The following is a 22941-nucleotide window of genomic DNA, read 5'->3' on the forward strand; positions in this document are numbered from 1 at the left end:
ATACCTTTAGGCTTACCGTGATCGACGATGGCGCACAGGCACTTAGCCATACGGATGATATCATTATCACGGTGAGCGCTTTGCCGAACGTGGCCCCCGTAGCAAGAGCGGGTCTCGACCAAGTTATCACCTTGCCTACCAGTACCGTTACACTGGACGGCTCCGGAAGTAGCGATACGGCCCCCGGTACTATCGACACCTACGCCTGGACACAAGTCAATGGACCAGCCACGGCGAACATCGTTTCCCCGAGCAATGAAAATACAAGTGTTAATGGCTTAATTCAAGGGATTTATACATTTGAACTTACCGTGACCGATAATGGAAGTCCCGCACTTAGTGATACAGCTACGATAACCGTGAATGTCAACAACCCAGTACCAACGGCAGTGTTTAGTGGACCTCGTAATGTTAGTAGCCCTTCACAACTTTCAGTCAATGGGACAGTTACAATTTCAAATGGCCCAATGACTTTTACCTTTGGGATGAGTGCTTTTATGAGGTCAGGATCTATAACATTCACCATAGATGGTACCCCTTACTCTTTAACCGTACCTGCAAGTGAAAGTGATAATAAATTAGTGCCACGCATTTTTACCCCAGGCACATATAACTACACATTAACATTAAGTGGGTCAGGAACTTATAACGGAGGTGTTAGTGCTCAACAACTGTAATACCTTATCATATAAACTGTGATTCTGAAAACCTTATGAACTAGAGCAGACTTAGTATTAGGTACTATTTTAATTGAATTCAAACCACGCAGTTGAAAAAATAGATGACAACTATTTTCTTAAAAATTGATATTTACAAGGTTCATTGAAAGTTTAGTCCAAAAAAATACAATGGTATGTATAGTTCGCTCTGACTGGTCATCTTGTTGGACTTTATTTCAGAACTTTCATAAATTTGTATTGTCTTCCAATGCAATATGTCGGTCATATAAATGAACTTAAAACTGGATATTCAATACTTTCCAAATATTACCTCCAAGGTCATAGATGCTGAATAAAAATTGCCATCAAGAACACTTACTTATCGGTTAAATAATTTCTATATTTCACATCAACAAATTACCTTCTCAAAAAATAGTCAATTAACAATGGTATGCATTTAGAGAAAACTACAACATATCACAATAATTCCGTATCTATTTCATAAAATGCAATTCTGAAACAGAAACACTGGTCTACATTTGTAGCTAATACATCTCACAAATAATCATTTGATATAAAATATGAACATTCTATTTTCTTATAAAGCCTTAAAAACTCGATGCAAGAATGTTTTCTTTTAAAAATAGAATTTATAGTTATTTTATTTAAAGTGACTCCAAACCGTATGGACTAAAATTGTACAGCTTCAATAAATCCAATATTCCCTTTCATCCATCTTACCTCATAATTATACGTTTCATCGATAGTTCGGTTCAAATTGTGTGTAAAGGTCTATATAATTTAAACGTATTGCATATCTTGTAGGACTTTCTTGATAAGGAAGGTTTTACCGAGTACGTATTTTAAAAGGAATATTTAGTCCCCTGTTGCGAAATGAAAAAGTATCCCAAGATTCTTATTTCCTGTTGTTGTCTATTTTTGATAGTATTGGCCTGTACCAAAGAGGTGGGACTTATTACCGAGGTAGAGTTCGATCTCTTGGAGCAGCACACGGCTGAAGGTTTCGTAAACCAGGGACTTCCCACCACTTTTACGATCTTACCTGAAGAGATTTTAGAGAACTACGAGTATAATCTCACGTACGAGATATTGGAAGGCGAGGGCCATTTTGAGGATATGGACGGTAACCCCTTGAAAGCAGGGGAAGGTCAGTCCGTGCCTACGGACCTGACCAGTTCCCTGATGTACAAAGGCTCCGAAACGGGAGCGCACAGGGTGAAGATAACGGGAGCCGATAACTTCGGCCTGTCGCAGGAGATCGAGGTCACATACGACCTCAGCGATGTCCCGGTGGTCTGGGAAGCCTCGAGCGAGCTCTCCGAACTGGAACTGGCAAAGCCGGTGGACCTGTCCCTTTTGTTCGGTACCATAGACGGTGCAGAGGATATCGGCTATGAGGCCCTATACGGTTTAGGTACGGGATCGGGAAGCCTTGAGGCGTCCGAGGAGAACGGCTACGCGCCGACCGGTGAGTACGATTCCATCGTCCCAGGTACATATCCCCTTGTTTTCACACCTTCGGAAGTAGGCCCGCAACAGCTGGTCTTCACCCTTCGTGACAGTAACGGTCAGGAAATAGAGGCAGGACTGGACTTCAACGTAGTCGAGTTCATCGATGTGATTTCCATTACCCTTGTAAGCCAGGATACGATCAAGATGAAACTGGGGGACGAGATACCCCCGGCCTTCACTTTCGACCCGCCCAATGCCACCGATCAGGGAGTAACGGTGGTCTCCAGTGACCCTGATATCGTGTTCATTGACGAGAACAATGTCTGTATCGCCGTAGGATTGGGCACGGCGGAAGTAACCGTTACCTCCGTCTCCAACCCCGAAGCGAGCGATACGGTCACGGTAGTGGTCATAGAGGCCGATAGGATACCTGTAACGGGCATCACCGTTTCACAGGAGGACCCCGGGGCCACGGGCACGGAGCGCCAATTGTTGGCCACCGTCCTTCCCGAGGAGGCGACGGACCCCAGTGTGACCTGGTCCTCCAGTGACGATACGATAGCCTCCATAGACGATAACGGTCTTCTGACCGGTCTTTCGGCGGGAACGGCCACGATAACGGCCACCTCGGTCTCAGACCCGGAGATCAGTGGCAGTATACAAATAGAGATTACGGGCGTTTCGCTGTTGTCAGCGAACAATATAGAGACCTTCGCCCTGAAGGACCAGATCGAGACCGCAACGATAGATCCGGTTACACATACCGTTTCGATTACCGTTCTGGAGGGTACGCCCCTGAACGTGGCACCTATCATGTTGACGGTATCGGAAGGGGCAACTATTGCGCCAGGACTTTTACAGGCACGTGATTTCAGTTCCCCGGTTGAATATACGGTGACTTCGGGCAATGGTACCGAGCAGGTATGGACGGTAAACGCCAAGGTACTGACCATTCCGGTGGCAGGGGAAACCAATATTACGGGCTTCGAGCTTGCAGGTCAAAATAGCTCCACGATAAATACTACGGACCGAACGGTAACTGTGAACGTTCCCGACGGAACGGACTTAAACGTAGCACCACAGGTGCTGGAGGTCTCCCCCGACGCAACTGTGGCTCCGGCGATAGGTCAGGTCCAAGATTTTTCCGAGGCCGTTACCTATACGGTGACCCCCGAGACCGGGACGCCGCAGGTATGGACGGTGAACGTGACCGTATCACAACCGGCGGGAAGTGGGGACAACGCAATAACGGGCTTTGAACTGCCCAACCAGACCGAAGTGGATATAGATGAAGCCTCTTTCCTGGTTACGGTCACGGTTCCCGATGGTACCGCCCTGAATAGTGCTCCTTCGGTATTGAACGTCTCCGCCAATGCCACGGTGAACCCTGCAAGAAGCGTCGTACAGGATTTTTCCGGTGCCGTTACCTATACGGTCACCGCGGAAAACGGGACACCTCAAGAGTGGACGGTCAATGTTACGGTATTACCACCTACAGGGAGCGGGGCCAATGCTATAACAGCTTTTTCGCTTCCTGAACAGAATAGTTCGGTCATAGATACGGACAATCATACGGTAACGGTAAACGTGGCCGATGGAACATACTTGTTTGGACAGCCAGCCGAATTAGAAATTTCCCAAGGTGCGACAATTGATCCTTTGCCTACTGCCGAAAGGGATTTTACTGACCCTACACCATATATGGTGACCTCGGAAAATGGAACGGAACAAGAATGGATTGTTAATGTAAACGTTTTACCGCCTACGGGGAGCGGGGACAATGCCATAACGGGCTTTGCACTCCCTGTTCAGAACAGTGCGGATATCGATGCCGGTAACAATACGATAACTGTCAATGTTGCGGACGGTACCGACCTGAACGTTGCACCACAAAACCTTACATTGTCACCGAATGCGACTATTCTACCGGCAATCGATGCGGTACAGGATTTCAATACGGAGGTAATTTACACGGTAACCGCAGAAAACGGTACAGCACGCGAATGGACCGTAAACGTGACGGTCTCGGCTCCTACGGGAAGCGATGAGAATACAATAACACGCTTCGAACTGGATGGTCAGACCGATGTTATTGTTGACGATACGACCAGCACAATAACGGTTACGGTTCCCAATGGCACCGACTTGAATACGGCCCCATCGGTATTGGATCTTTCTGACAATGCCACGGTAAATCCTGCAATAGGGGATATACAGGACTTTTCAAGCCCCGTTACTTATAACGTTACCGCTGAAAATGGCGATACCCAGGAGTGGATGGTCAATGTTACCGTTACTGAAAACCAAGCCCCTGTCGTCAATGACGATACAACCGCAGTAGAATTGGGAGAAACCGTACGTATCAATGTCATCGATAACGATTCAGATGTTGATAATCCGAATTCCGAGCTTGTTATATCCGGTGTTCTTGGGGTACAACCTGAAAATGCAGGTTCGTTTACGATTGAAGGCCAGGAAATCGTATTCACCAGTTCCGGTGATTATACCGGGGATGCCACGTTCGGTTATACCATTAACGACGGTAATGTGGGCAATGACGCTTCCGCAACCGTTACGGTAACGATCTTTGAAACGGAAGTTAAGGTTACGGGAGTAAGTGTCACTCCAAATACCGCCACGATAACCGTAGGGAACAATACAGCCCTAACGGCCAATGTATTGCCGACCAATGCATCCAACAAGAACGTCACCTGGTCGTCATCAAATACGGCTTTTGCAACGGTTAGTGCTACGGGAGCGGTAACTGCGGTTTCCCCGGGTACCGCAACCATTACGGTAACCACAGAAGATGGCAGTTTTACGGCAACAAGTGCTATAACGGTCGAGGCCCCTACCGTACCTGTTACGGGAGTAAGTGTCACTCCAAATACCGCCACGATAACCGTAGGGAACAATACAGCCCTAACGGCCAATGTATTGCCGGCAAACGCATCCAACAAGAACGTCACCTGGTCCTCATCAAATACGGCTTTTGCAACGGTCAGCGCAACGGGACAGGTAACGGGGGTTTCACCGGGTACCGCAATTATTACGGTAACCACGCAGGACGGTAATTTTACGGCAACAAGCACCATAACGGTGAACGGGATTATTACTTTTGCTCGTTCTACAGGTCGTTATACAGCTCCAGCAGGTTCTGCAGTTGAAGTTGGGATGTTAACATATATTGATGGTAAAGGGGTTGCAAGTTTAAGGGTTAATACAGAAAGTGGAAATCAAGGGGTCAGTCTATTAAATTTAGGATATTCATTTAACTTGTCTAGTGTTAACCCTATTGATAATGGTTTTTTCACAATGCCTGCAAATGGAGAGGTTTATTTTTCAGGATTACACAGTGATATTGATCAAGATAGATTCTCTACAACAGAAATTACCATCTTTAATAATCAAGGGAGAACAGAAGTTATAAATATGGATGCTTCAACTCCCATCCAATAATTTTTATTATTCTTTTAGACACCACATTATACAACAATTTCATACACATTTTCAGAGTCCTATTATGACAAAAAAACACTGGGCTATATTTATTGCCAATACATCTCACACTGGTGATTTTATAAATAATCTACTAGAAGGTCATCTACCTGAAGGCTTTGACGAGTTAAAGGATAAAAAAGGCCAACTGTTATCCAAATTAGCGGTTGCGCGTTTTATTGATATAGAAGACCGCCATGGGGCTGAAATTATTACTTCGGATTCCGATCAAAATTTAAAATCCATGTCTAGCGGTGAACAGAAAAAAGCGCTGTTGAAACATATTTTGAGTTCAGAACCTGATTTCATCATATTAGACAATCCTTTTGACAACTTGGATACAACTTCTCAAGAGGAGCTTAAAATAACGCTTCAGAAAGTTTCTGAACATACTCCTATGGTGCAATTATTAAGTCGTAAAACGGATCTCTTGCCTTTTGCCAATACGTTTGCCAGACTAGAAGGCAACAATTTAGTTTTTGCGGATTCTGTGGATGCTTTTTCTAATCAACAAAAAAAAGAACTTTTAAAAAATGATGTTCCAGAACCCATCAGTTTATATGAAATTGAGGGCGACACTTTAATTGAGCTAAAAGGCGTTGGAGTTAAATATAGTGAAAAACCTATTTTAAAAGATATTAATTGGCATATTAAGAAAGGTGAATTCTGGGAGTTAAAGGGAAGGAACGGTAGCGGAAAGACAACCATTCTATCCATGATTACTGGTGAAAACCCCAAGGGTTACGGTCAAGAACTTTACATATTTGGATGTAAGAAAGGTACAGGAGAAAGCGTTTGGGAGATTAAAAAGAAAATAGGCTATTTCACGCCCTCTATGACCGACAAATTTACTGGCTATCATTCTGTAAGCCATATGATAATTTCAGGTTTTTATGATTCTGTTGGTCTATATATAAACCCTACCGAAGTTCAACTAAGACTGGCTAAAGAGTGGCTAACACTTATTGGGTTATGGGATATGAAAGATGCGCTCTTTCATGACCTCTCTATGGGTCAAAAAAGATTGATTATGTGCGCAAGGGCCATGATTAAACATCCACCACTACTTATTCTTGATGAACCCACAGCGGGACTGGATGATGACAGCGCTGCCCTATTCGTGACACTGGTCAACAAATTTGCTACGCAAAGTAACACGACAGTCATTTTTGTATCTCACAGAAAAGAACCAGGGCTTAAAGCCCAATTTACTTATCAATTAGAAAAATCCGATACTGGTTCTACTGGAAAAATACTAGCTACATAAATCAAAGAGTAATAAAATCTTTTTATTTAGCAATCCATAGGAATGAATCATAAAATTCTTAATAGCAATATTAAACTAGAAAACGCTAGGGTACTCTTATTACCTTTTGGCAATGAGAGATACCATGAGCTGAAACAAATCATTTTCAATGATAGAATCTGGAAATATATGGGTATGTCCATGCATACCGAAATGGATTTTGAACTCTATGTAAAAAACACAATAACCGATCAAAAGAAGGAAATTTGTTATCCTTTTCTAATCGTTGACAAACAGAGTAACAGAATTGCCGGAAGCACTAGATTTGGAAATCTGAATACAACTAGCGAGAAATGCGAAATTGGCTGGACGTGGTATGGACTTGATTTTCAAGGCACCGGTCTAAATAAAGCCTGTAAATACGAATTATTAAAATTTGGATTTGAAACAATCGGTTTCAGGCGTATTCAATTTAGTGCAGATCAAGAAAACTTACGCTCTCAACGTGCCATTGAAAAACTAGGTGCCCAACAAGAAGGCATTTTTAGAAACAATTATATCGCCCCTAGCGGGGAAAGTAGAAATGATGTTTACTATAGCATCATTAAAGAAGATTGGGCAACGATTAAACAAACCCATTTTTCAGAATATATCAGCTAACAAGGTAGCACTGAAACAAACAAAAAAGCCGTTTGCATATGCAAACGGCTTTTGTAATTAATTGAGTTAGTTAGTTCTTAACTCATCAAATATAGAGAAAATTATTTTATAGTCTCTGTTTCCTGCTCAACCGTATTTTTCTTGAGCCCTCCTGCTGTCGCAGACTTGCTTAACGTATCGAACATTACGGGCGTTGCAATGAACAAAGATGAATACGTACCTACAATAACACCAATTATCATAGCGAACATAAATCCTCTTAATGATTCTCCACCGAAAATAAATATGGCCAATAATACTACAAGTGTAGTTAAAGAGGTATTTAACGTACGGCTTAATGTACTGTTCAACGCTAAGTTGATATTGTCGCCACCGCGCCATCCTCTCTCGCCAATAATTTCACGAATACGGTCAAACACAACCACGGTATCATTTAGCGAATAACCAATAACCGTCAATATCGCAGCAATGAAAGCTTGGTCTATTTCCATGTTAAAAGGCATTATTGTCGCAAATAAAGAGAAAATACCTAACACAATCATAACATCATGGAAAACGGCTGCTACAGCTCCCAAAGAGAATTGCCACTTACGGAAACGAAATAATATATATAAGAACACTACCGCAAGCGATCCCAAGATAGCCAAGAAAGCATTGTTCTTAATATCATCTGCAATTGTAGGTCCTACTTTTACAGATTGTAATATTCCTATTGATTTATCTCCAGAGCCAACTTTAAAGTTTTGCTCACTAATACCATCCGGAAGATATTTCTGTAATGAAGTATACAGTTTATTTTGAATTTCATTATCAACCTCAATACCCTCTACATCTACCTTATAAGGTGTTGTAATTTTAATCTGATTTCCTTCACCAAACCTTTTTACATTGGTACCACTACCAAATACCTCGTTTAATTCAGAAGCAATTTCTGACGGATTAACAGGTTGCTCAAAACGTACTTGATACGAACGTCCTCCAATAAAATCAACACCTTGTTGCAACCCATTAGTTGCTAAAGAGAACACACTAACACCTACTAAAATAGCAGAGAAAATATAAGCGATCTTTCTTTTTGAAAGAAAATTTATATCGATATTCTTGAACAATCCTTTTGTAACAGCAGTTGAAAAATCCAATGAACGGCCTTTTCCATCAATATACCAATCTACTAATAGACGTGTAATAAATATTGCCGTGAACAATGATGTTACAATACCAATAAGCAAGGTAGTGGCAAAACCTTTAATTGGGCCTGACCCAAATATAAATAGGATAATTGCCGTAAGACCTGTTGTGATGTTCGCATCAAGGATAGAAGAAAGTGCATTACTAAAACCATCTGCTACAGCCAATGATTTTCCTTTTCCTTTAGCCAGTTCTTCTTTAATCCGTTCAAAAATAAGTACGTTTGCATCCACGGACATACCAATGGTAAGAACGATACCCGCAATTCCGGGTAAGGTCAATACCGCACTTAAGCTAGTAAGAACCCCAAATATCAATAAGATGTTCAACAGTAAGGCGATATCCGCAAAACCACCCGCTTTACCGTAGTAAAAAACCATCCAAACCAATACAATTGCCATAGCAATCATAAAGGACATAAAACCACTGTCAATAGCCTCTTGACCTAAGGATGGCCCTACAACTTCCGATTGAATGATTTCTGCAGATGCCGGTAATTTACCTGCACGCAATACATTAGAAATATCTTTTGTTTCGTTTACCGTAAATGTTCCTGTAATTTCAGAACGACCACCAGAAATAGGTCCTGATGAAACTCCCGGAGCAGTATATACCTTGTTATCCAACACAATTGCAATACCTGTTCTATTGGTATATGCATCTCCTGTTAGCTTTTCCCATTCTTTAGCTCCTTTGGTATTCATGCTCATAGTAACGGCAGGTTTACCATTAACAAACTCATCACGAGCATCACTAACTACATCACCACTAATTCTTGGGGTATTATCACGGTTAGATTTCAATGCATATAGCTCAGCTATTTCCGAACCTTCAGACGGTCTCTCCCATAAGAATTTTACGAACTGTAAGTTTGCAGGAAGCAACCTTCTCACTTCTTTCATTCTAAGGTATGCACCAATTTCAGCAGTATCCTGAATGGCTGCAACACCAACAGCATAGCTAGGTGATCCTAATTGAAATTTATCAAATAATGGATTTACCTGACCTGCAATATCCAATGAATCTTGAGAAACATCAGAAAGAAGAGAATCTAATTCTGACTCTTTCTTTATTGGTTCCTTTACTTCATCAATATCAACTATTGACTTTAATTTTTCATTTGCCTGAAAAAAGAAGCCTTGTAGTTCTGTATTGTTAGGTTCATATGTTTCCCAGAACTCTAACTGAGCTGTACTTGATAACAGGCCTTGAGCACGAGCAATATCCCTTGCTCCAGGAAGCTCCACTAAAATACGGCCTGAGTTACCTTCACGCTGAATATTTGGTTGTGTTACACCAAACCCATCAATACGCTCACGAAGTACCTCAAAAGCAGAAATAATAGATTCATCGATTTTTCTTCTGATGATAGGCTTAACCTCATCATCCGACATTTGAAAATTGACTTCACCACTAAGCCCTTTGTTCGCAAAAATATCTGGAGAAGCTAATTTGGTATCCCCTCTAATTTTATCGAAAGCAGCAAAGAAAAGCTCTATATACGTGTCATCACTATCCTTTGAAGCAGCATCTGCATCTGCCAAAGCTTTGTTGAAAATAGGATTTTTGGTGTTGTTCGCCAATCCTTTCAGGATATCCTTTACGGAAATCTGTAGGGTAACGTTGATACCACCTTTAAGGTCAAGACCTTTGTTCAACTCTTTCTTTTTGGCTTCATTATAATTAGTGAAACCAAGAATGGAATTATCTCCAATCGAGTCTAAATACCTAGTTTCTAGCTCTTCGCGCTTAGAAACATAATTCTCTTCAGTATCTGAAATACGGCTTTCCGCATATGATTTTGCTTCGTTTTCTACCTTACCACCTATAAAAGTGTATGATAATTGGTAGATACTTACTAGCCCGAAGAGTAGGGCAAAAAGCTTAATAAGTCCTTTATTCTGCATTGGTTATGTGAATTAATTGCGTGCTTTTTATAACAGCGTGCAAATATATGATTTTCCCATAGGAATTGACAATATATTTGGAGTTATTGTAAAACAGAAACATCTGCCCCAAAAATATTTCCAGGACAGATGTTCAAATTTAATATTGTCTTAACGACTATAATTCTAGTAGACCGTTGGTCTTTTTAACACCGGCTGCACTTTCTTGCATTTTTGCTTTTTCAGCATCGCTAAGTGGAATGTTTACTATTTTTTCGATACCGTTTTTACCCAAAATTACGGGTACACCAATACAGATATCGTTAAGATCATATTCCCCTTCCAATAAGGTAGAACATGGAAATATTTTTTTCTGGTCACAAGCAATAGCCTGAACCAAACCTGAAACAGCAGCACCTGGTGCGTACCAAGCACTTGTTCCTAATAATTTTGTCAATGTTGCACCTCCTACTTTGGTGTTTGCAGCAACCTGCTCTAAACGGTCTTCAGATAAGAATTCAGAGACACGAATACTGTTTCTCGTAGCATGTGATGTTAATGGTACCATTCCGGTATCGCTATGACCACCTATAACCATGCCATCTACATCAGAAATTGGAGCCTCTAGTGCTTCTGCCAAACGGTACTTAAAACGCGCACTGTCCAAAGCACCGCCCATACCTATAATTTTGTGCTTAGGCAAACTTGTTGTCTTATGCACTAAATAGGTCATTGTGTCCATTGGGTTACTCACTATAATCAATGTTACGTTAGGCGAATGTTCAACAAGGTTAGCCGATACCGTTTTTACAATACCTGCGTTAATACCTATTAACTCCTCGCGAGTCATACCTGGTTTTCTTGGAATACCAGAAGTAATTACTGCTATATCACTATTAGCCGTTTTAGAGTAATCATTAGTTACCCCTGTTATTTTGGTGTCGAAACCATTTAAAGATGCTGTTTGCATCAAATCCATAGCTTTACCTTCGGCATAACCTTCTTTTATATCAAGAAGCACTACCTCAGATGCAAAATTCTTTATGGCAATATACTCGGCACAGCTTGCTCCTACTGCTCCTGCCCCTACTACGGTAACTTTCATTTGTTATTATTTATATGTTATTAATGATTTTCCCTTCAAACACACCTTTTTTTTCAAAAAATTAAAAGGTTATCAAAAATAAACAATCTAAAAGGAAAAATACCGTCAAAATCGGGTTTAATGCTAGAAACATTGCCGATGAAATGCTCGGTGAAATACACTCCTGTTAAAAAAAAATGCGCTTTAACGAAGATAAAAGGGATTTGTTGCCATACATCGAATTATAGCAATAGTACTTTAAGATTGGCCGTTCTTAATGTAACAAAACCCCCAAATAATTAAAACCTACAACAATGAAAAAAGTCTTTTCATTTTTAGCAATATTAGGAATCATACTTGTCAGTAACTGTACGCAAATACCGGAGAATGACAACCCGGTTATAGGTATATGGTCAGACGTGGAAGTGGCACCCGCCAGCAAAACGTCCAAAGCAGAAACCATACGTAAAGAATGGATATTCAACGATGCCTATTTGGGGAGATATCACAAAAAGAGTAATGGAAGCATCACTTTTAAGACAGACTTTAAATGGAGTTATGAAGATGACACCTATACCATATCATATCCTGGAACGGACATGCCGGACCAAGTGGTCTCCATGAGAACTTCTACGGATGGAAGCACATTAGCAGACTCAGAAGGACATACAATGGCCTTAAGAGAATAAAAATATTACTAGGTTTCAAATACGCTAAAACCCATATTCTTTATTGAATATGGGTTTTTAAATTAAATAGATTTCTATCTACTTAGTGTCCTCTACAGACTTATCTTAAATTTCTTTTTGTTAATCTCTATATATAGCCATTACAGGCGTATTGACATTTCTTATTAAATCTTCAGTAAGGCTGTATGTAAACAAACGCTGATAGAAATTTCTTTTATGATTGATAAGACAAACCATATCTATCTCATTTTCCATACAATACTCCAATAAAGATTTTTTGATATCTATAGAATCTATGGTCTTAAAAGTCACATTATTAACATCATGATTCTTTAAAGATTTTTTAAACCTATCCATCATTGGAACGATAGAATCTCCATGAGCCAAATCAAAATGTACTACGTGTAATCTGGCTTTAAAACTTTTGGATTCACTAATTAAATCTTCTAAAGGCTCTTTTTCATCTTCTTGATAATCTACCAAAAATAGAATATTATCTAAATCCCCATCAAAACGGGCATGTCCCGGCACCACTACAACAGGCTTATGTATTTCATCTAAAATCTTCAGGGTACTTGTTTCTGTAAAAAGCTGAAAAAGACCACTTTTACTAATCTGGGTACCCATTACAACAACATCAATCTTATCCTCCCTCTTTCCTATATATTGCGTAAAAGTTTCTATAAAATCGCCTTCACGAACTACATATTTAACCTTAAGGCTATCTACTTTTGATTTTTTAAGTATTTTCTCAAAAGGCGGAAATGTCTCTTTTTTATTCCTGAAATTTTGAATATCAAGCTTTTCATACAGTTTTTGTTCCACTTCAGAAGTTTCCGTTTCCAAATTGTAGGCGTGAAAGACGATAATTTTTTTCTCGGTTTTTTTTGCATACTCTACAGCATATAAAAAAGCGTTCATTGAAACCTCCGAAAAGTCTGTTGGAAAAAGTATACTGTCCATAGTTATTGTTTTAGAATGATATTTCTAGGTTAAGCTCGTAAGTATCTTCTGTATTATCGTCTACTGTGGTATGTTCGGTATTTAAAATAAGACGTATCATCTTGTTTGCTCGGTAGGTAAGCCCTCCAATAACCCTTTGTGTTCGTTCTTCTATTTCCTCAACCTTAAATTCATCAAAACGTCCCCATAAAGAAAATGGACTATTCCCAAACTTGTATTCCCCAAAAAAGCTATACCCATGATTATCCAAAGCTCTTGACGGATCAACAGGATCAACATATCTAGCCCTAAAATCTCCTACACCATCATGCAATTGAGCAGTAATTTTAAATTGTTTTTCCGTATAAGCCAAAAATCCCAAAACCTGATTGAAATCTGGAGAAAACTCACTATTGCCCTTACCTCTATTAAAATAACCACTTATTTGCAATTGCGGTAAAGTATTTGCAAATGGACGTAAAGTTAACCGACCAGCAATTACCTTGTTATTATTGTTTTCAATTCCCGAATAACCACCTCCGTTATAGATCCCCAAAGAATAACTGGCATATTTTCCTTTCATTACACCATTTACGCTCTTTAAAAACTCTTCATCCATTTTAGGACCTATGTTCCCAGTTACCGTAAGCCCAAAATCTGCCGAATTGAATATTCTATTTCGTTCGATGAACATATTATCCTGAACTCTGTAGGTATTCATTTTTTGCTCATAGTCTAACCACGGCCTGTGCACCATACCTACTTCAATAGCTGTACCGGTAAGCACTTTACTATTCAATTTTGGCTTAGTCATTAAGTATAGATATTTTAACCGAGTTTCTACATTACCGGCATCATCGCCTTCCGTATCTATAGTTAGATCCATTGTATACCTAACCGAAAAAATAGCATTCAAGTCCTTTTTTAAAGTAAAATAACTTCGCTTTAATACAAAACTACTGGTATGCTCATTTATAACAGGTACGTTCTCATCTGCCTGAATCTGTTTTATACCATCACGATACGCTATAAACCAATCTCCGGACATTTCAACCAAATCTGCAATATTTATACCTTTCTTTTCATCGTCATAGCTATTAGAATTAGCTACTTGCGCCATGCCAATACCACTTTGCAAGAAAACGAATACGGACAGCAGTCTGAGTTTCATTCTATTTACGATTAAATGGACATTGCCAAATATTTTACAGCGAATACCAGCATAATGCTTACCACAAGACCAATAACCACTTTTACGAGATCCATGCCCAACGATTTAAACATTTGATATCTTGGTTCATTTTTCCTAAGCACATAGTTCAGGGCAATTTCCCTACCCGCCAAGATGCCTATAAAAACCCATGTTGTGCTCATTGGCACGTTGTTCATTTCCTTGAAATAAAAGAGAACTACGCCATAAACAAAATCTATAATGGTTGCCGACCGGATGTCTATGGTATTTGTTTTTGATTTTATTATATTTTGAATGGCACCTCCTTTTGATGCTATAATATAAGCTAGTAACCCTAGAATAACCACCAAAGAAAATATCATTGAATAGATATCCAATTGCCGTGGCAAGTAGACATAGATATTGGCAAAATCCTGAATCAACCACTGAGACCATAAAAATCCGGTAGAACACCATTGTAGAATAGTCCAAAGTTTTTCCTCTTTATCAGTTGTCGGTTTTTCAATGAACTTCTTTTCAACAGCTCGTGAGATTGCCAAATAAAGCACAATCGCAGTAACAAATGCAACTCCATATCCTGAGAGTGATTTAGTCACCATGCTACTCAAATTTTTCTCATTGAAAAAAGTAAGAATTAGAAAAGAGGTACTTACCGGAATACCAGTGCGCGTTAAAAGCATTAAAATAACAGGCGGTAATAAGTAATACCATGAAAAAGGTTCCGGTATTGGATATTTTGCCAATCTACCATAAGAAACGTCTCCATCATGAGTCATGTAACCGTAAAGTAAAGTTGCAGCAAGTATGCCTCCGGCAAACAACCATAATACCCACCATTTTTTCCTTTCGTTGGAACTTAAGAAAGTACCCAAGGTTTGTATGGTATCATTCCCTACAACGGAATAGGCAGCCAAAATGAAGCCCAAATACATGACTATTACTGAAAAATCCAATACGTTCAGGTTTTAAATTACGAAGCAAATAAAAACCATTACTCAAAAGCGTATCCACCTTTTAGATTATCAAATATTTAAATAATTGATAACATAAAAAGAAAAGGCCGCGATCATAATTGATCGCGGCCTTTTAAACTATATTACCAGTTATATATTCTATTGACTATTTACTGTCTTCCAGAAGAAACTCCGTATAGTCTAATATATACACACCCAACAAGCTCCATTTAAATTTTTCACCACCATATTTGGCTTTGAATTTATCGTTATCCATAAACAAAGATTCAAAATGCTCATCAAAATCTTTCTTGGTCAACCACAATACCTTTTCATCACCTTTTTTAATGTAATATGATTTAGCAATACCTCCAGCTAATTTCATTCCTCCAATACCAATACTAGCTGTCTGCTTAGCCCATGGGTCTGAATATACTTGAATAAACTGACTGTACTTAGGGTTAACAACCTGCATTAAATATTCGGCTTCTTTCTTTTTATTTTTCAAGGAAACCATTTGGTTCGTATACATCGTATAACCCTTGTTCATATACTTAGAAGCATCTGATTTACCCCATTTTGTAGCATCGTTCATGAAGTTAGTTTGGTTATTCAATTTCTCCAATCCAGAAGGAGCCATATACAGATCTACTATTTCATCTGCCTTAACACGAACCTTTTTACCATCTGGCTTAATAAACTTAATTTCATTGATCTGACCTTTTTTACGATCCACATCTTTGATGTCCGCTTCTAATTTAGTGCCATCTTTAAGAGTAACATAAGCTGGTTTTTTTCGAGAATAAGATGAATACGCCGGGTCAAATGCCGCTTGCTTTTCACGTTCTTTTAATTCCTCTTGTCCAAAACAAACAATGCTGGACATAAATAATACCATTGATACTAATTGTAATTTCATAATAGGGGTTTAAGGTTATTGTACTGCCCCTAAAATAGTTCGTCCGCCAGGTGGCGGACGAATAATTGTTGTGAAAGTGCTAATTATTATGCGTCAATGTTCGCATAAACGGCATTTTTCTCTATAAATTCCCTTCTTGGAGGTACCTCATCGCCCATAAGCATAGAAAATACACGATCCGTTTCGGTAGCATTATCTATTTGAATTAGACGCAATGTTCTAAATTCCGGGTTCATGGTCGTATCCCACAGTTGCTCTGCGTTCATTTCACCAAGACCTTTATAACGCTGAATACTAACACCACCACTATAACTGTTTGCGATATCATCTCGTTCCTGATCAGACCACGCATAACGTTTTTTAGCGCCTTTCTTCACCAAATATAAAGGTGGAGTTGCAATATAAACGTGACCGCTTTCAATAAGCTCGCGCATGTATCTAAAGAAGAATGTTAGAATTAGTGTTTCAATGTGACTACCATCAACATCGGCATCACACATGATGACTACTTTGTGGTAACGCAACTTTTCCAAATTCAATGCCTTGCTATCTTCTTCGGTACCAATGGTAACTCCCAAAGCGGTATAAATATTCTTGATTTCCTCGTTTTCAAAAACCTTATGTTGCATGGCTTTTTCCACATTTAAAATCTTACCACGTAAAGGAAGAATTGCCTGAAACTTACGGTCACGACCCATCTTGGCCGTACCACCTGCAGAATCACCCTCTACAAGGAACACTTCACATTGTGCCGGGTCTTGCTCGGAACAATCCGATAGTTTTCCAGGAAGACCACCAATACTCATAACCGTTTTACGCTGTACCATTTCACGAGCTTTGGTAGCTGCATGACGTGCTTGAGCGGCAAGGATAACTTTCTGTACGATTATCTTGGCATCATCCGGGTGTTCTTCCAAATAGTTGGTTAACATTTCTGAAACCGCCTGCGAAACCGCAGATGAAACTTCTCTGTTACCTAATTTAGTCTTAGTTTGACCCTCAAATTGCGGTTCCGCAACTTTTACCGAAACAATAGCCGTAAGACCTTCTCTAAAGTCATCTCCCTGAACCTCGAATTTTAACTTTTCGAGCATACCAGATGCATCTGCATATTTTTTAAGAGTACTTGTAAGACCTCTTCTAAAACCTGAAAGGTGTGTACCACCTTCGTGTGTATTAATATTGTTTACATACGAATGCAGATTTTCCGTGTAGCTCGTATTATAAATCATGGCAACCTCAACTGGAATATTATTTTTCTCGCCTTCCATGGAGATTACACTCTTGATCAACTGCTCACGGTTACCATCAAGAAACTTAACAAATTCCTTAAGTCCTTCATTAGAGAAAAAAGTTTCGGAAACAAACTCTCCGTCATCACCTTTCTGTCTTCTATCCGTAATACTGATAGTTACCCCTTTGTTCAGGAACGAAAGCTCACGCATTCTGTTCGCTAAAGTTTCATAACTATATTCTATGGTCTGCTGAAAAATCTGGTCATCTGGGTGAAAAGTAACCATGGTACCCCTCTCTTCCGTCTCACCAATACTCTTCACAGGATACATTGCCTTACCCCGCTCGTATTCTTGCTCCCAAATTTTACCGTCTCTATAAACGGTTGCCTTAAGATTATCCGAAAGTGCATTCACTACCGAAACACCCACACCGTGAAGTCCCCCAGAAACCTTATAGGAATCTTTATCAAACTTACCACCGGCACCAATTTTGGTCATTACCACCTCCAAAGCGGAAATACCTTCTTTTTTGTGTAAATCTACAGGTATACCCCTACCGTTATCACGAGTGGTGATGGAGTTGTCTTCATTTATGACAACACTGATGGTATCACAGTGGCCACCCATAGCTTCATCAATAGAGTTATCAACCACCTCATAAACCAAGTGGTGAAGACCTCTAACGCCAACATCCCCAATGTACATGGATGGACGCATACGCACATGTTCCATACCTTCTAGGGCCTGAATACTGTCTGCTGAATACTGTTTCTTGTTTTCTTCTTTATTTGCTTCTTCGCTCATAAAATTAACTAGTTATTAAACTTAATTTTTGGCAATCTCACAAATATACGCAAAACCCCATAAAATATAGGGTTTTCAGAATAGTCACACCTCTAAGTTATCAACAAAAATTGTGGAAAATTACAAACTCAAAGTAAGGTCCCTAAGCTTTGATATTTTCAACCTAAGTTTCTCTAATTCAAGGATTAAAGAAGCACCTCATAAAAACCTCCCTCATAAAAAATATAACGACGATACAGATCTCACTACCGGAACCAACCCATACAAACGGCTCTGATGACAAATGAAAAGACCTGCTGACGTTTAACGCGCAACAGGTCAATTCCTAGCTAATTCTACAAAAAACCGCCCAAATGGTACTAATAAGCATCATCGTGCACGTTCGCCACTGCTCTACCGGACGGATCGTTCATGTTTTTGAATGCTTCATCCCATTCCAAGGCTATTTGCGTGCTACACGCTACAGAAGCTTCTTGTGGTACACATAACGCCGCTGCATCTGAAGGAAAATGAGATTCAAATATGGAACGATAGTAAAATTCTTCTTTGGATGTTGGTGTTTGTAATGGGAACCTAAACTTGGCATTTGCCAGTTGTTCATCAGACACCTCTGTATTTACAACTTCTTTTAATGTATCGATCCAGCTATATCCTACACCATCAGAAAACTGTTCTTTCTGTCTCCATGCCACACTTTCCGGCAACATATCTTCAAAAGCTTTACGAACCACCCATTTCTCCATGCGCTCCCCATTGATCATTTTATCCTGTGGGTTGATACGCATAGCTACATCCATAAATTCTTTATCCAAGAACGGTACACGACCTTCAATTCCCCATGATGCCAATGATTTGTTTGCACGTAAGCAATCGTACATGTGTAGTTTACTTAATTTACGTACCGTCTCTTCATGAAATTCTTGAGCATTCGGTGCTTTGTGAAAGTAAAGGTAGCCGCCAAAAAGCTCATCCGCTCCTTCTCCTGAAAGGACCATTTTTATACCCATAGATTTGATTACCCGCGCCATAAGATACATAGGAGTAGAAGCTCTAATGGTAGTTATATCATAGGTCTCCAAGTTATAAACCACATCTTTAATAGCATCTAGACCTTCTTGTATTGTAAATTTAATTTCATGGTGAACCGTACCGATATGGTCAGCTACTTTCTGAGCGGCAGCTAAATCCGGAGAACCTTCAAGACCCACTGAGAAAGAGTGCAACTGAGGCCACCAAGCATCTGTAGTATCCCCGGACTCTACACGTTTTTGAGCATATTTCTTTGCTATCGCGGATGTAACGGAAGAATCAAGACCACCTGAAAGTAGAACACCATAAGGTACATCTGACATTAATTGACGGTGTACGGCAGCTTCTAAAGCTTCCTTGATTTCTTGAATGCTCGTTTCGTTTTCCTTAACGGCATCATACTCCATCCAATCCCTAGTATACCATTTTTTGAATTCACCATCTTCACTGCTCAAATAATGTCCCGGAGGAAAAAGTTGGATTTTAGAACATGTTCCTTCTAAGGCCTTCAATTCTGAAGCCACATAAAAAGTACCGTTTTGGTCCCATCCAATATAAAGTGGAATTATACCCATATGGTCACGTGCCACAAAATAAGAGTCGTTTTCCGTATCATAAATAGCGAAGCCGAAAATACCGTTCATCTCATCTAAGAAATCGGCACCTTTTTCTTGATAAAGGGCTAAAATCACCTCGCAATCAGATTCGGTTTGGAAATTATACTTCCCATTAAATTGCTTACGCAATTCTCTATGATTATAGATTTCGCCATTTGCGGCCAAAACCAATTTTTTATCTTCACTATATAACGGCTGTGTACCGGAAGCTGGATCAACAATAGCCAAACGCTCATGCGCTAAAATGGCTTTTTCATCAGCATAAATACCACTCCAATCCGGACCACGGTGACGTATTTTCTTAGACATCTCCAATAACTGGGGTCTTAAAACATCTGAACTTTCTTTTAAATCAAATGCACATACAATTCCACACATAACTCTTTGTTTATTTCTAATTTGAAATCAAAAATGCAACTAAACTTTCAATTACAAAACATAAATATACATAATGATTATATATTGAAACATAAAAACAAAATATAACATCAATGCATCACTTTTTATATTTTTTTGCATTAAAAATCAAACGTTCTGTAAGTAGCGTAAAAATTAACGACTTTTTAATAGAATTAAAATTCAATACTAACTAGTTTTAGCGCAAAACAAACACAATTATGAAAAAAGTACTTATTATTGCTTTGATGGCATTTGCCATGACCTTCTCAACCGATGCATTAGCTCAAAAATTTAGCGGATTGGATAAAAGCCCTATGGATATGGCCGCTTACCCAACCGATTACAAAGTATCTGCCAAAACCGCACGTGTTATCTACAGTCGCCCACAATTAAAAGGACGTTCGCTTTCTGAACTTGCTCCTGCTGGAAAAGTATGGCGTACCGGTGCCAATGAGGCTGCAGAAGTTACTTTCTATTCGGATGTTAATTTTGGCGGAAAAGAGATTAAAGCGGGAACCTATTCTATATTTACTATTCCTGGACAAGGAGAATGGACCGTTGTTCTTAACAACAACCTTAACCAATGGGGCGCCTACTCTTACGATGAAGGTGCAGATGTTGCTCGTGTAAGCGTACCGAGTGCAGAAGATTCCAACTCTTTAGAAGAGTTTTCTATTGCCTTTAAAGAAGCTGGAGATAGTTTTGAAATGGTAATGGGATGGGACAAAACAAGAATTTCAGTTCCTATTACAGCTTCTAAAATGTAAAATTTCCTGAAACCTATAATTAAAAAAACCGAAGCTTTTAGCTTCGGTTTTTTTATGTGCTATCCTTTGACAAATTATCTTGTTTTTCCGTTTACAAAGGTTTGTTCTGCCATAATTCCAGGAATCTCGGCAACGGGAACCGTCATCATATCTTTATCGTATATTACAAAATCCGCAAACTTTCCAGATTCTATACTTCCTTTTTCCTCTTCCTCAAAATTAGAATAGGCCGCCCAAATGGTCATCCCACGCAATGCTTCTTCTCGCGTTAGCACATCTTGCATTTGGAATCCTCCTTCTGGATAACCCTCTACATCTTTTCTAGTCACTGCAGCATAAAAAGTTAGAAACGGACTCACCTGCTCTACCGGGAAATCTGTACCTAAAGCTAGAATTCCTGCTTTATCTAAAAGTTTCTTGTAAGCATAAGCTCCTTTCATACGCTCTTCGCCCAAACGGTCTTCTGCCCAATACATATCACTTGTAGCATGTGTAGGCTGTACGGAAGGTATCACTCCATTTCCAAAATAATCAAAATCCAATGAGTCAATAATCTGTGCGTGCTCTACTCTCCAACGGCGATTTGGTTTGTCTTTCAAAACTTCTTGATATGTTCTAAGCACCACTGCATTTGCAGAATCGCCAATGGCATGTGTATTCATTTGATATTCCGAAATTGCCAAACGCCGCGCCAAATCCTCTATTTCATCTACGGGTGTAACCATGGCACCATAATGACCCCACTTATCCGAATATGGTTTTTTCAATACTGCACCGCGGGAACCGAGAGCCCCATCTCCATATACTTTTATGGAACGCACATTTAGCCTATCTGTTTTTACGGGTCCTTTATAAATAAAATAATCTACGTCTTCAGGAATATTACTAACCATAGCATACACCCTAATTGAAAGCTCGCCTGTTTGCTGTAAACTATCTATAAGCTCTATAGTTGAGCGGTCTAGACCTGCGTCATCAACCGTAGTTAGACCATTATTCAAACAAATACTTTCCGCATCTTTCAATGCTTTTACTCTAGCATCCAAGTCTGGCATCGGGATTTTAGAATATACCAAATCCATTGGGTTGTCTACCAGTACTCCGGTAATACCCATTGCACCTTTTACGATTTCTCCTCCCTCTACTTTTGTTCGCCAATCAATACCTGCTAAATCCAATGCAGCCTTATTGACCAACAAAGCATGACCGTCTATACGACTTAAAGCCACAGGGGTATCAGGAAAAATTTTATCCAATTCTTTCCGGGTTGGATATTCTTTAACTTCCCAATCATTTTGATCCCAACCTTCCCCGAGCACAAAATCTTTGGGATTTTCATTTTGAAAAGCCTGAACACGTTCCAGAACCTCTTCAAAACTTTTGGTTCCGACAAGATCAACCACTTGCTGTTTTAGACCTAAACCAAAAAAATGGCAATGGGCATCTATAAGACCTGGCGTAATGGTACGGCCATCTGCGTCCACTAATTGGTCTGAAGTATATTTGTCTCTGATTTCCTCGGTAGTGCCTACCGCTATAAATTTCCCATCTTGAACAGCAAAGGCTTCTGCTTTGGAAAACTCATCATCAACGGTATACACATTGGCGTTTACAATTACCAAGTCTACTTTCTCTTTCAGGTATTCACAACCCGTAAGAATCAACAATAATAAGGGAAGTATTTTTTTCATAGTAAGAAAT

Annotated in this window: 15 protein-coding genes; 6 read left to right on the forward strand and 9 right to left on the reverse strand. The window is 39.6% G+C overall.

The window, feature by feature from the left end; translation table 11 throughout:
• Positions 1-89: 89 nt before the first annotated feature.
• The 4 genes from KO521_RS11390 (at position 90) to KO521_RS11405 (ending at position 7536) form a co-directional block, all read left to right on the forward strand.
• Positions 90-677 (forward strand): PKD domain-containing protein, encoded by a 588-nt coding sequence (locus tag KO521_RS11390; protein WP_215940046.1) that lies wholly within the window; start codon positions 90-92, stop codon positions 675-677.
• Between the two features lie 1659 nt (positions 678-2336).
• Positions 2337-5591, forward strand: coding sequence for an Ig-like domain-containing protein (locus KO521_RS11395; protein WP_215940047.1), 3255 nt, complete (start codon positions 2337-2339; stop codon positions 5589-5591).
• Between the two features lie 64 nt (positions 5592-5655).
• Positions 5656-6897, forward strand: a complete 1242-nt coding sequence (locus KO521_RS11400; RefSeq protein WP_215940048.1) for an ATP-binding cassette domain-containing protein — start codon at positions 5656-5658, stop codon at positions 6895-6897.
• Positions 6898-6939: 42 nt separating this feature from the next.
• Positions 6940-7536, forward strand: coding sequence for a GNAT family N-acetyltransferase (locus tag KO521_RS11405; protein ID WP_215940049.1), 597 nt, complete (start codon positions 6940-6942; stop codon positions 7534-7536).
• Between the two features lie 101 nt (positions 7537-7637).
• Here the strand turns inward: KO521_RS11405 and secDF are convergent, their stop codons facing one another.
• Positions 7638-10631 carry a protein translocase subunit SecDF gene (gene secDF / locus KO521_RS11410; RefSeq protein WP_215940050.1) on the reverse strand — a complete coding sequence of 998 codons (2994 nt, stop codon included), beginning with the start codon at positions 10629-10631 and terminating at the stop codon, positions 7638-7640.
• Positions 10632-10788: 157 nt separating this feature from the next.
• On the reverse strand, positions 10789-11715 hold the full coding sequence (locus KO521_RS11415) for a malate dehydrogenase (RefSeq protein ID WP_215940051.1): 927 nt from the start codon (positions 11713-11715) through the stop codon (positions 10789-10791).
• Positions 11716-12008: 293 nt separating this feature from the next.
• Between KO521_RS11415 and KO521_RS11420 the strand changes: the two genes are divergently transcribed.
• On the forward strand, positions 12009-12383 hold the full coding sequence (locus KO521_RS11420) for a hypothetical protein (RefSeq protein WP_215940052.1): 375 nt from the start codon (positions 12009-12011) through the stop codon (positions 12381-12383).
• Positions 12384-12503: 120 nt separating this feature from the next.
• Here KO521_RS11420 and KO521_RS11425 read toward each other — a convergent pair whose 3' ends face one another.
• The 6 genes from KO521_RS11425 to asnB all read right to left on the reverse strand — a co-directional run bounded on the left by KO521_RS11425 (position 12504) and on the right by asnB (position 20452).
• Positions 12504-13346: a universal stress protein gene (locus KO521_RS11425; protein ID WP_215940053.1), complete on the reverse strand. Its 843-nt coding sequence runs from the start codon at positions 13344-13346 to the stop codon at positions 12504-12506.
• 10 nt (positions 13347-13356) lie between these two features.
• Positions 13357-14496, reverse strand: coding sequence for a hypothetical protein (locus tag KO521_RS11430; protein ID WP_215940054.1), 1140 nt, complete (start codon positions 14494-14496; stop codon positions 13357-13359).
• Positions 14497-14507: 11 nt separating this feature from the next.
• Positions 14508-15470 carry a hypothetical protein gene (locus tag KO521_RS11435; protein ID WP_252730052.1) on the reverse strand — a complete coding sequence of 321 codons (963 nt, stop codon included), beginning with the start codon at positions 15468-15470 and terminating at the stop codon, positions 14508-14510.
• Positions 15471-15636: 166 nt separating this feature from the next.
• Positions 15637-16389, reverse strand: coding sequence for a hypothetical protein (locus KO521_RS11440; protein ID WP_215940055.1), 753 nt, complete (start codon positions 16387-16389; stop codon positions 15637-15639).
• An 86-nt stretch (positions 16390-16475) separates the two neighbouring features.
• On the reverse strand, positions 16476-18428 hold the full coding sequence (gyrB, locus tag KO521_RS11445) for a DNA topoisomerase (ATP-hydrolyzing) subunit B (RefSeq protein ID WP_215940056.1): 1953 nt from the start codon (positions 18426-18428) through the stop codon (positions 16476-16478).
• A 359-nt stretch (positions 18429-18787) separates the two neighbouring features.
• On the reverse strand, positions 18788-20452 hold the full coding sequence (gene asnB, locus KO521_RS11450) for an asparagine synthase B (protein ID WP_215940057.1): 1665 nt from the start codon (positions 20450-20452) through the stop codon (positions 18788-18790).
• Between the two features lie 239 nt (positions 20453-20691).
• Here asnB and KO521_RS11455 point away from each other — a divergent pair, with 239 nt between their 5' ends.
• Positions 20692-21240, forward strand: a complete 549-nt coding sequence (locus KO521_RS11455; RefSeq protein ID WP_215940058.1) for a DUF2911 domain-containing protein — start codon at positions 20692-20694, stop codon at positions 21238-21240.
• 74 nt (positions 21241-21314) lie between these two features.
• Here the strand turns inward: KO521_RS11455 and KO521_RS11460 are convergent, their stop codons facing one another.
• Positions 21315-22931 (reverse strand): amidohydrolase, encoded by a 1617-nt coding sequence (locus KO521_RS11460; RefSeq protein WP_215940059.1) that lies wholly within the window; start codon positions 22929-22931, stop codon positions 21315-21317.
• Positions 22932-22941 lie beyond the last annotated feature (10 nt).

Origin of the sequence: Zobellia uliginosa (genome assembly GCF_018860745.1) — a bacterium.
In the GTDB taxonomy this organism is placed as follows: Bacteria; Bacteroidota; Bacteroidia; order Flavobacteriales; family Flavobacteriaceae; genus Zobellia; species Zobellia uliginosa_B.

What these genes read in the sequence shown, in the direction of transcription:
- secDF (WP_215940050.1), bottom strand. Translation starts at nt 10,631, where the DNA reads ATGCAGAATAAAGGACTTATTAAGCTTTTTGCCCTACTCTTCGGGCTA.
- KO521_RS11440 (WP_215940055.1), bottom strand. Translation starts at nt 16,389, where the DNA reads ATGAAATTACAATTAGTATCAATGGTATTATTTATGTCCAGCATTGTT.
- KO521_RS11420 (WP_215940052.1), top strand. Translation starts at nt 12,009, where the DNA reads ATGAAAAAAGTCTTTTCATTTTTAGCAATATTAGGAATCATACTTGTC.
- KO521_RS11395 (WP_215940047.1), top strand. Translation starts at nt 2,337, where the DNA reads ATGAAACTGGGGGACGAGATACCCCCGGCCTTCACTTTCGACCCGCCC.
- KO521_RS11415 (WP_215940051.1), bottom strand. Translation starts at nt 11,715, where the DNA reads ATGAAAGTTACCGTAGTAGGGGCAGGAGCAGTAGGAGCAAGCTGTGCC.
- KO521_RS11400 (WP_215940048.1), top strand. Translation starts at nt 5,656, where the DNA reads ATGACAAAAAAACACTGGGCTATATTTATTGCCAATACATCTCACACT.
- KO521_RS11460 (WP_215940059.1), bottom strand. Translation starts at nt 22,931, where the DNA reads ATGAAAAAAATACTTCCCTTATTATTGTTGATTCTTACGGGTTGTGAA.
- KO521_RS11405 (WP_215940049.1), top strand. Translation starts at nt 6,940, where the DNA reads ATGAATCATAAAATTCTTAATAGCAATATTAAACTAGAAAACGCTAGG.
- KO521_RS11430 (WP_215940054.1), bottom strand. Translation starts at nt 14,496, where the DNA reads ATGAAACTCAGACTGCTGTCCGTATTCGTTTTCTTGCAAAGTGGTATT.
- KO521_RS11455 (WP_215940058.1), top strand. Translation starts at nt 20,692, where the DNA reads ATGAAAAAAGTACTTATTATTGCTTTGATGGCATTTGCCATGACCTTC.
- KO521_RS11425 (WP_215940053.1), bottom strand. Translation starts at nt 13,346, where the DNA reads ATGGACAGTATACTTTTTCCAACAGACTTTTCGGAGGTTTCAATGAAC.
- gyrB (WP_215940056.1), bottom strand. Translation starts at nt 18,428, where the DNA reads ATGAGCGAAGAAGCAAATAAAGAAGAAAACAAGAAACAGTATTCAGCA.
- asnB (WP_215940057.1), bottom strand. Translation starts at nt 20,452, where the DNA reads ATGTGTGGAATTGTATGTGCATTTGATTTAAAAGAAAGTTCAGATGTT.